Origin of the sequence: Clostridium sp. Ade.TY (assembly GCF_000498355.1) — a bacterium.
In the GTDB taxonomy this organism is placed as follows: Bacteria; Bacillota; Clostridia; order Clostridiales; family Clostridiaceae; genus Clostridium.
Genome location: NZ_AVSV01000052.1, coordinates 1 through 9,299 on the forward strand (window position 1 = coordinate 1; position 9,299 = coordinate 9,299).

The following is a 9,299-nucleotide window of genomic DNA, read 5'->3' on the forward strand; positions in this document are numbered from 1 at the left end:
AAGAAGCAAGAGAAAGAGAAATAAAACTTAATAACCTCATAGATAAGTTTGCAGATAAATTTAACATTGTAGAAGATATTAAAGAAGATGTAGATACAATTAAAGATCATCTTTTTAATAATAAAAATAAATAGAAAGAAGGAATAAACATGGATAAAATTTTAGACCCAATACTAGGAGCAGTAGCTATAGGAGTTACAGGAATATTAGTAGCAATAATTAAAAGTGTAGGAGATGTAGTTATAGAATATATAGGAAAGAAAAAACAGGTAGTAGAACAAAGATTACAGCTAGATAAACATGTAGAAGAAGTAGAAACAGCTAAGCAAGTGTGGAATATAATAGAAGAAAAATATAGAATTACAGATAATATTAAAGATTTAGCTAAATCTAAAGCAGATGAATTTGATAAGTTATTGTTAGAAAAGATACCTTATCTTACTGAAAATCAAGTTAAAATGTTAAGACAAGCAATAGCTGGTGAAGTGAATAAAGGAAAAGCATTATTAAATGAAGATAATTTAAAACAACAAGCAACAGAATTAGTAAATAAAAATAATGCTTTAGAAGGTGAAAATGCAGCACTTAAAAATAAATTAGCTGCTATATCAAATTTTGTACCAACAGAGCAACAATAAAAGTTGCTCTCTTAATTTATGAAATAATAAAAGAAAGAAGGAATTTAAATGCTAAAAGGAATAGATGTATCAGAACACCAAGGAAGAATAGACTGGGAAAAGGTTAAGGAGCATATAGATTTTGCTATGTTAAGAGCAGGATTTGGAAGAAATAATATAGATAAACAATTCGTAAGAAATATTAAAGAGTGTAATAGATTAGGAATACCAGTTGGAGTTTATTGGTTTAGTTATGCATATACAGTTGAAATGGCAAGACAAGAAGCTAAATATGTATTAGAAGCTATTAAACCTTATCGTGTTGAATATCCAGTTTTCGCTGATATTGAATATGATACATTTAATTATGCTGAAAAGAATTGTATCAATATAAGTAAAAGACTTGCTACTGATATGGTAAAGGCTTTTTGCAGTGAAATAGAAGATGCTGGATATTGGGCTGGTAATTATGCTAATCCTGATTTTATTAATAATAAATTTTATCAAAGTGAGTTAAAAAGATATAGTCTTTGGTTAGCATGGTATGGAGCTACGGAAATTCAAGCTAAAAAGTATGGTTGTCAAATGTGGCAGTTTACTGAAAGTGGAAGTATACCAGGAATAGGTACAAATTCAGTTGATATAAATTACGATTATAGAAACTTTGAAAAGGCTATAAGAGATAAAGGATTAAATAGATTAGATAATAGTAAGCCAGTTTCAAGACCTTCTAAGACAAGCTATAAATTAGTGCCTCAAACTGGAACTTGTACTATTGTTGTAAATAAGCTAAATATAAGAGAAGAACCTTCAACTGATTCTGATATAGTAGGAGCTTATTATGAAGATGAACAAGTATCTTATGATTATTATGTAGATAATGAGGGTTACAGATGGATATCATGGATAGGTGCTAGTGGAAAACGTAGATATATGGCTGTAAGAGTTTTAGAAACAAATAAAAAGTATGGTAATTGTGTATAGAAAGTAATTTAGGCAGGAGAAATCCTGCCTTTATTTTTTAATGTCATAAGCTGACCAACTTGTATATATTTTAGCATTACTAATAATATTGTTATTTCTTTCCGTTACATCTTCCATCTTTTTATAAGAAAAGTAGTATTTGTTAGATCCTTTTGTATCTGTTGTTTTTGAAATTGCTGTTCCTGTAACAGCATAATTTTCCCAAACGTCTAATGGCAAAACAATACATACCGCATTATTATAAGTATATTTAAAGACAGTATATCCTAAACAAATTTTATAATTTTTATCTTTTGGTATTATTTTAATTAAATTTTTAATTTTACTTTCCAATAGGTGCACAGGTTTACTTTCTTTTTTAGAAGTATTAGATAATTTTCTTGATGTTACAGCTATAGCTAAGTGTTCATCTCCTTTACTTGCAAATAAATGTGTTTTTATTTTAGTTACTTTGTAACCAGCTTTAAATAATGATGCAGTTAAAAATTCCTTTCCCATGCTCTCTGTAGACATATTTAATCAATCCTTTCCTGTAAATTTATGTTTATAATTAATTTAATTATATAGAAAAATTTAACAATTATCAAGCCTAAAATTCCAAGAAATTTTAGGCTATATGGTGAAATAATAATCATTTAATTTAAAATTTTTAATTAGTTGTTTTAAATATTTATTAGAGGGAATACGTTCATTAATTTCCAAGCTATAAATAATATAACAGCTATTTTAGATTTATTTGCAAATTGATTAAATGTAAGTCCATTATTAATGACAATATAAAATAAAAATTATTTTAGGACAATACTTTAATTAGGAGGCATTGTCCTATTTTTTTATTTATTAAATGATATTCATATGAAAATATAAAAAAGAAAATTCAATTATTATACTTTTTAAATGTTACTGATATTATATTTACATTATTATTACTTAAGACTGGAATGTTTAAAGAAGCTAATGGTGTAATGGTTAGTATAGTAGAAAATCTAACATTAAGTATTATGGTAAAAGTAGTTATTATAGTTTGCTCTTATATTATTTAGTTAAAAGAATGCTAATGGCTACCGATAAACAATTATATATAAGTAATTACATTATTAATGGATCATTAGTAATATATACTATTATTAACTTAATGCATATCACCTATATAATAATGTTTTTAGTAATTAAAAATTCTATTTAAGGAGCTACATAAGTAGTTCTTTTTTATACTTTCTTTACATTTCTATGATAATATTAAATCTTATTACAGAATAATAATGAATAAAAGAATTTTAACTATTTTATTAGGTACAGTTATTTCGGTAATTCTATTATTAGATTCAAAAGGGTAAAATAGAGTTGAAGCAATTACTTGCAATTTAAAACAGGGTCAGATAGTTAAGATATCTATAACAACAAAAGTTAATTTTATACCATCGGAAAGAAAAGCTAATAACAGATTAACTTCTGGTGATTGGGAAATTGGTATAGATATAGCTCCTGGGAAATATAGAGTTAAGTCCGAAAAGAGATCAGTAAATTTTATAATTTAAAATAAAGATAGAAATAAAGCAAGAATAAATGAAGTATTAGATTTAACTGGAAACAATGGAGTAAAATCATTAGAATGTGAATTAAAGGATGGAGAAATTATTGAATTAAGAGGGACACATACTGTAGTATTTGAGCATATATAAAATAACTAGATAGCGTACTAATTTAAATAATGCTTTAGTAGACAAAGAATATATAACTTCAGAATCAATAATTTTTATTATTATATATCAATTTAGAATAACACACTGAAGCAATATGTACAGGTTCTTTAGCAGGCCATAATGCAGTAAGATATTTTATGGGAATGCCATTATTATCCTTGCCAGCAAGCTTAGCTATAGGTGATATAATTTCATACTCAAATGAAAGAATTTCTGAAGGGAATGACAGAAAAAGTAGATATACTTTTGCAGGATCAATATATTTTAAAAGAATGAAAGAAAAAGGATTATATACAACAGATATAGATTTAATAAATACAAAAGTTAAAAAGTTGAACTTAGATAATATATTTGAGCAAAAATTAATTTAGTAGTATACTATCATTAAATAAATTGTATACGGAGGATTAAATTATGGGATTCATGAATTTCTTTAAAAATCAAGATGATAGAGAAGATATTAAAGAAGAAAATGATGAACCAGTTGGCGGTTTTGCTAATTGGGAAGAAGCATTAAAATCAATGAAGAATGCTGAAATAAATAAACATAAAGAAAATATAAGTCATTTAGTAGAAATATTAATAAAAAATAATAAAGATAGTGATTTTAATATATGTAAGTTAGATAAAATATTAGATGAAAAAGCATTATATTTTGAAGAAAATAAAGAATTTTTAAAAGAGAAATTCAATGAAAATAATTATGACAAATTAATTTTAAAGTTTAGTAAAGAAATAATAAATGAGTATAATTTTTAATTATACTCATTTATTTTTAAAATTAATTTATATATTTAATTCAAATTTTATATACTTGAACAAATAAATTCATCAAATTTTATAGATATACCTATCCATTCTTTAAATTCATTTAAATTATAATTAAATTCTCTTATATCAATTTTGGAATTAACATATAAAGATATCGTATCTTTACTTTTATCCAACATATTTAAAATTTCTTTCATATTTTCATAACAAACATTTCCTCTTCTTATATACTTATCTAAAACACAAGTATATAAACAATATGAAAGTATTTCGTTTTTATCTTTAGTAATATTATTTCTTTCAATATTACATTCTTTTAAGAAAACATTAATTATTTCATTGATATCTTTATTTTCTTTAAAATAATTTAATGTTATTCTTTCCACACAATTTCTTTTGTTACAAATCTTTTCAAAATCCACAATATTCATTATAATACAACCCCTTTTTGTTATTAACCCATTTAATTCTCTTTTGTTTAATATTATATATTCTGTAGATAATGAAAATATCCTTCTTTATTATGGAAAATTTAATAATTTATTCCACACTCTTTTATATTATTTATATCATCTGAACTACATGGAGTAACAGCATAGGTCATATTACATTTTTCACATTTATATATTAGCCTATCCATTGAAAATGTATTTCCACAAGAGCATGTTATAGTATGTATTTTCTTTGTTTGCATATTTTCAAATCCTTTACTTCTAACTAAATCTGCAATTTGCTTTCCACTATTTATTGATGAACATCCACAAGACATATTACATCTCCTCCTAAATTTTAATAATATTATTTTAATTATAATTAAAGTTTTTAATTTTTTCTGTATCCTATGTTACATTACAAAATATTTCATATTTATTAAACAGTATATTTTTCTTAAGCTTTACAAAATATAATAGTGAAAATAATTATTAAAATTGAGGTGATTATTTGATTGAAGATATTTTTCCTAAGAACTTTGATTTGCAAGAAGAATTACAACAGCCTGGCATTGAATCGAAAATGAATCCAAGACCAATATATGAACATGAGGCCTATATAAACAATGGTAAAAGACTAAACAATAAAATTGCAATAATAACAGGAGGAGATAGCGGTATTGGTAGAGCTATTAGCTTAGCTTTTGCACGAGAAGGTGCGACAGTAATAATTGTTTATTTAAATGAAAAAGAAGATGCTAATGAAACACTAAATTTAATAAAAAAATATAATAGTAATTCTATGTTAATCCAAGGTAATATAGGAGACTATAATTTTTGTAAAGAAATTATAAAAATAGTTTCACAAAAATACGGAACAATAGATATACTTATAAATAATGCAGCACAGCAGTATCCAGTTAACTCAATATTAGAATTAACAAATAAACAATTACTTGAAACATTTAATGTTAATTTATTTTCAGCATTCTATTTAATTAAAGAATCACTTCCTTTTATGAAGCCTGGTAGCTCTATAATAAATACAACTTCAGTTGTAGCATATCATGGGCATAAAGAACTTATAGATTATTCCGCATCTAAAGGAGCATTAACATCACTTACTAGAAGTTTAGCATTAAATTTAGCCGATTTAGGAATAAGAGTAAATGCAGTTGCGCCAGGACCAATATGGACACCTTTAATACCAGCATCTTTTAAAAAAGAAAATTTTAAAAATTTTGGATCAAATACAATTTTAAAAAGACCTGGTCAACCAGTTGAATTAGCTGAAGCATATGTTTTTTTAGCTAGTCAAAATGCTTCTTTTATAACTGGTGAAACTATACATATAAATGGTGGAGAAATGATTAATAATTAAAATAAATATTTAAAGGAGATTTAGTTATGGGTAAAAATAAAAAAAACAAAAAAGAAAATGGAAGTTTATCTAATTCAAAAGTGAAAAGATATAGTGAAAATTATAATAATGAAAATAAACCAACTACTAATCATAATCAATATTAAACTTAAAATAGCGAAGAAAAATTTTATTTTTCTTCGTTTTTTTATTTATCATTCAATAATATTTAATTTATTAATGAAAATTTTTAGTTTTTACGTTATAATAGTTAAATGTGATTTACTAAAGAAGCTATAAATTATTAGGAGGTATAAATGGAATATAGTATAAATGTACCAGTTGAATTTGAAGCTCGTGCAAAAGAAATGTTAACAAATATAGATTCATTTTGTAATAATGTATTAAACAATAATTATTATAAAAAATGCATTGAATTAGTAGAATTATTAGCAAATACTGATGAAAATAAATTATTAAGAGGTAAAGTTAATACTTGGTCTGCAGGAGTGCTTCATGCAATATTTTTTGTAAATGATACACTTAACAAAAAAGGCATAAAAATGGATGAGTTAGCAGACTATTTTAAAGTTTCAGAAGGAACTATAGGTACTAAATCAAGAGAAATAAGAAAATTATTAAATATAGATAAAACTTCTAAAAATTGGAAAGTGAATGATGAATCATCCACTGCTGAATGTTCAGGTTGTAAAGCTGAAAATGATGTTATTGATTTATTTGATCATGCATTAAGCTTAGATGATGTTGAAAAAGGTGCAGAAGAACTTAGAAAATGTGAAAATATTTTAAAAAACAAACTTGGACAAGACTATTTTAATAAATTTAAAGGACAAATAGGTTTCTCTGCTGAAGGAGATTTTTATTTAACTATCTTATCTACATTATCTAATTACGAATTTGCTTTAGGAAATTATGAAAAGAGTTTTAACATAGAAAAAGAAATATTAAATCTAGATAATTTTGATTCTAGGAATGTAAGACATTCAATTATTTTTAGATCCTTAATGAATAAAGATTATGAATTTGCAGATTACATATTAAATAAGTATAGTGATGAAGATTGTATTTTCTTTAAATATGGAAAGGTATTATATTATTACTATACAAATGATAGAAAAAATGCTAGAAAAGCACTTAAAAAAGCATTAAAACACAATCATTATTTTATAGATTGTTTAGTAGGAAATATAAATTTAATTGATGGTGAAATATCATCATATAAAAAAGGTAGTTTAGAAGAAGCTAGTTTATGTATAGAATATAGTCTACCATTATGGACTAATGAAAAAATAGGAAAATGGATTATTAAAGCATTAAATAAAATAAAATAAATAAAAAGCAAGATTTTAATCTTGCTTTTTATTTATGCTTTAATATATTATTATTATTTCACATAAATATATATAAAGAAGTTAATTTAGGAGGGATATGATTTGGATTTTCTTCTTTATTTAGATGAAATACTATTAAAAGGACTTTTTTCTATAACTGCAGAAGGTTACATAGAAATTTTTACACGTAAAAGAATATGTGATAAATCTTTAACTGGTAGGTTACATTGTGAAAATAAAGAAAGTGATTACTGTGAGGATAGATTTTCTAAAGAAAAACGTGAAGGTTATAAAGGTTATACAAATTCTGATGCAAATACAAGAACTATAGGATTAGAAAGTGATGAGATGCTAGAAAATAGGGGTACAATTCGAATTGAGGAAGAAGAAAAAAGGATTTATACTTTATTTAGCTTTCATAATCAATTTATAAATAATCTTTCTCAAAATAATCAATTAAAAACTATTCAAAATTTATCAAATAACTCTATAATAGAAGGAGACTATATAAGTCTCAATGGAATTGTTTGTCAAGAATCAATATATGAATATATATCATCACTTAAATTAATAATAGATTGTTTTGGTGTAGATAAATTAAATAGTTTAAGAAAAAAACATTCAATAATTGATTTTGATGTCATAAATAAATTTCTTACAGAAATGCAAACAAAATTAGGTGCAAATAATACAACTGATTTAATAGTAAAATGTAATGACACTGATATTGTTTTAACTGTTAATAACTCATATTTTTTTAATAATAATTCTAATAAATTTGACAATATAGATTGTAATTTTAATATATTAGGTAAATTAGTTAAAAAATGTTGTGATGATAATCATATACATTTTTTAAGAAAAACTGGACAACAAAATTTTTATGAGCAAATGTTACTTAGATGTATAGAAGAATTTGAGTGTTTATTAAATATTGGAATAATACCCCCTAAATGTCCAAGAATAAAATGCACGAAGAACTCTTTTCAAGTAATTCCAGTAAGTATGTATATTTAAAGAAAGGATAAATACACAAATGATTAATCATATAAATATATATTATCATGTAAAAAAGTTTGATGAGAAATTCATATTATATTATTTAATACATGATACTAATGGAAAGCCATTGATGAAAATAAGAAAAAAATTAAAAAGTGATTCTCTTTTAAAATCTTATTATCATGGATTATATTATATTTTAAAAGATATAGTTTGTTTAATAGAACTAAAAAAAATAAATAAGTATAGTGAAATATTAATAATTACTGATTGTAATGATATAGTTAATAAAATAAACAATAAATATTTTTTAAAAGATGCTAACTTTGAATATATAAGTTTCTTTTTAAATCAAATATATAAATATAATTCTAAATTAAATGAAAATTCATATAGCATTATAATGAAAAGCAAAAAAGTATCATTTTCATTATATAAAGAGTGTAAGAATATAGGAAAAACTTATAAAAAACTTATAAATAGAAATAGCACTCTAGTAATGCTACAAAAATATATAGAGGATTCTGAAGAAATTATATTTTTTGATTTTGAAATGAATTGTCTTGAAAACTTTAATGATGTAGAGATAATTAGTATTGGTGCAGTAAAAACTGATATTTATGGAAATATAAATTCAAAATTTTATGAATTTATTAAGCCTAAATATATATCTAAATTAACACCAAAATGCATAGAAATAACATCATTAACTCAAAATGATATAAATAATGCAAAGAGTTTTGAAACTGTTTTCAAAGAATTTTCATATTGGTGTGGAAATAAAAATAAGTTATTTATGTACTGGGGGGGGAATGACATAAGAGTTTTGAAAAATGATATAAATAGAAATTCTTCCAAATTAAATATATTAAATACTATCTTAAAAAATAATTTAGATTTTCAAGAGATTTTATGCAAAGACTTATTAGAAATTGAAAATTTTTTATCATTAAAAAATGCACTTGCTAAATATAATATTGATTTTTTAGGAAAACAACATGATTCATTATTTGATAGTATTAACTTAGCTATATTATATAAGTATTCTATGAATTCACATTTAAAATAAAAAAACAAAT

11 protein-coding genes and 1 pseudogene are annotated in these 9,299 nt (G+C 23.5%); 9 read left to right on the forward strand and 3 right to left on the reverse strand.

Annotated elements, in window-relative coordinates; translation table 11 throughout:
* The 3 genes from O212_RS0115460 to O212_RS0115470 form a co-directional block, all read left to right on the forward strand.
* Positions 1 to 134: BhlA/UviB family holin-like peptide (locus tag O212_RS0115460; RefSeq protein ID WP_029699462.1), on the forward strand; the 134-nt coding region annotated here is incomplete at its 5' end.
* A gap of 15 nt (positions 135 to 149) precedes the next feature.
* Positions 150 to 638, forward strand: a complete 489-nt coding sequence (locus O212_RS0115465; RefSeq protein ID WP_024615959.1) for a hypothetical protein — start codon at positions 150 to 152, stop codon at positions 636 to 638.
* A gap of 48 nt (positions 639 to 686) precedes the next feature.
* Positions 687 to 1,601, forward strand: a complete 915-nt coding sequence (locus O212_RS0115470; RefSeq protein ID WP_024615960.1) for a GH25 family lysozyme — start codon at positions 687 to 689, stop codon at positions 1,599 to 1,601.
* A 30-nt stretch (positions 1,602 to 1,631) separates the two neighbouring features.
* On the opposite strand, the gene O212_RS0115475 is transcribed toward O212_RS0115470, so the two are convergent.
* Positions 1,632 to 2,114, reverse strand: a complete 483-nt coding sequence (locus tag O212_RS0115475) for a hypothetical protein (protein ID WP_024615961.1) — start codon at positions 2,112 to 2,114, stop codon at positions 1,632 to 1,634.
* Positions 2,115 to 3,384: 1,270 nt separating this feature from the next.
* Here O212_RS0115475 and O212_RS0115480 point away from each other — a divergent pair.
* Both O212_RS0115480 and O212_RS0115485 read left to right on the forward strand, forming a co-directional pair.
* A pseudogene (locus tag O212_RS0115480) lies at positions 3,385 to 3,675 on the forward strand (FAD-dependent oxidoreductase); the annotation flags it as partial.
* Between the two features lie 43 nt (positions 3,676 to 3,718).
* Positions 3,719 to 4,063 (forward strand): hypothetical protein, encoded by a 345-nt coding sequence (locus tag O212_RS0115485; protein WP_024615963.1) that lies wholly within the window; start codon positions 3,719 to 3,721, stop codon positions 4,061 to 4,063.
* 47 nt (positions 4,064 to 4,110) lie between these two features.
* On the opposite strand, the gene O212_RS0115490 is transcribed toward O212_RS0115485, so the two are convergent.
* Both O212_RS0115490 and O212_RS0115495 read right to left on the reverse strand, forming a co-directional pair.
* Positions 4,111 to 4,506, reverse strand: coding sequence for a hypothetical protein (locus O212_RS0115490; RefSeq protein WP_024615964.1), 396 nt, complete (start codon positions 4,504 to 4,506; stop codon positions 4,111 to 4,113).
* A gap of 101 nt (positions 4,507 to 4,607) precedes the next feature.
* Positions 4,608 to 4,844 carry a hypothetical protein gene (locus tag O212_RS0115495; protein WP_024615965.1) on the reverse strand — a complete coding sequence of 79 codons (237 nt, stop codon included), beginning with the start codon at positions 4,842 to 4,844 and terminating at the stop codon, positions 4,608 to 4,610.
* Between the two features lie 176 nt (positions 4,845 to 5,020).
* Here O212_RS0115495 and O212_RS0115500 point away from each other — a divergent pair, with 176 nt between their 5' ends.
* From O212_RS0115500 to O212_RS16325, 4 genes are all read left to right on the forward strand, one after another.
* A complete protein-coding gene (locus tag O212_RS0115500) occupies positions 5,021 to 5,887 on the forward strand; it encodes an SDR family oxidoreductase (RefSeq protein WP_029699464.1) in 867 nt (288 codons plus the stop codon).
* Between the two features lie 296 nt (positions 5,888 to 6,183).
* Positions 6,184 to 7,218, forward strand: a complete 1,035-nt coding sequence (locus O212_RS0115510; RefSeq protein ID WP_024615967.1) for a DUF6398 domain-containing protein — start codon at positions 6,184 to 6,186, stop codon at positions 7,216 to 7,218.
* 102 nt (positions 7,219 to 7,320) lie between these two features.
* Positions 7,321 to 8,235, forward strand: coding sequence for a hypothetical protein (locus O212_RS0115515; protein WP_024615968.1), 915 nt, complete (start codon positions 7,321 to 7,323; stop codon positions 8,233 to 8,235).
* A gap of 19 nt (positions 8,236 to 8,254) precedes the next feature.
* A complete protein-coding gene (locus tag O212_RS16325; RefSeq protein WP_024615969.1) occupies positions 8,255 to 9,289 on the forward strand; it encodes a 3'-5' exonuclease in 1,035 nt (344 codons plus the stop codon).
* Positions 9,290 to 9,299 lie beyond the last annotated feature (10 nt).

What these genes read in the sequence shown, in the direction of transcription:
- O212_RS0115495 (WP_024615965.1), bottom strand. Translation starts at nt 4,844, where the DNA reads ATGTCTTGTGGATGTTCATCAATAAATAGTGGAAAGCAAATTGCAGAT.
- O212_RS0115465 (WP_024615959.1), top strand. Translation starts at nt 150, where the DNA reads ATGGATAAAATTTTAGACCCAATACTAGGAGCAGTAGCTATAGGAGTT.
- O212_RS0115470 (WP_024615960.1), top strand. Translation starts at nt 687, where the DNA reads ATGCTAAAAGGAATAGATGTATCAGAACACCAAGGAAGAATAGACTGG.
- O212_RS0115475 (WP_024615961.1), bottom strand. Translation starts at nt 2,114, where the DNA reads ATGTCTACAGAGAGCATGGGAAAGGAATTTTTAACTGCATCATTATTT.
- O212_RS0115510 (WP_024615967.1), top strand. Translation starts at nt 6,184, where the DNA reads ATGGAATATAGTATAAATGTACCAGTTGAATTTGAAGCTCGTGCAAAA.
- O212_RS0115485 (WP_024615963.1), top strand. Translation starts at nt 3,719, where the DNA reads ATGGGATTCATGAATTTCTTTAAAAATCAAGATGATAGAGAAGATATT.
- O212_RS0115490 (WP_024615964.1), bottom strand. Translation starts at nt 4,506, where the DNA reads ATGAATATTGTGGATTTTGAAAAGATTTGTAACAAAAGAAATTGTGTG.
- O212_RS16325 (WP_024615969.1), top strand. Translation starts at nt 8,255, where the DNA reads ATGATTAATCATATAAATATATATTATCATGTAAAAAAGTTTGATGAG.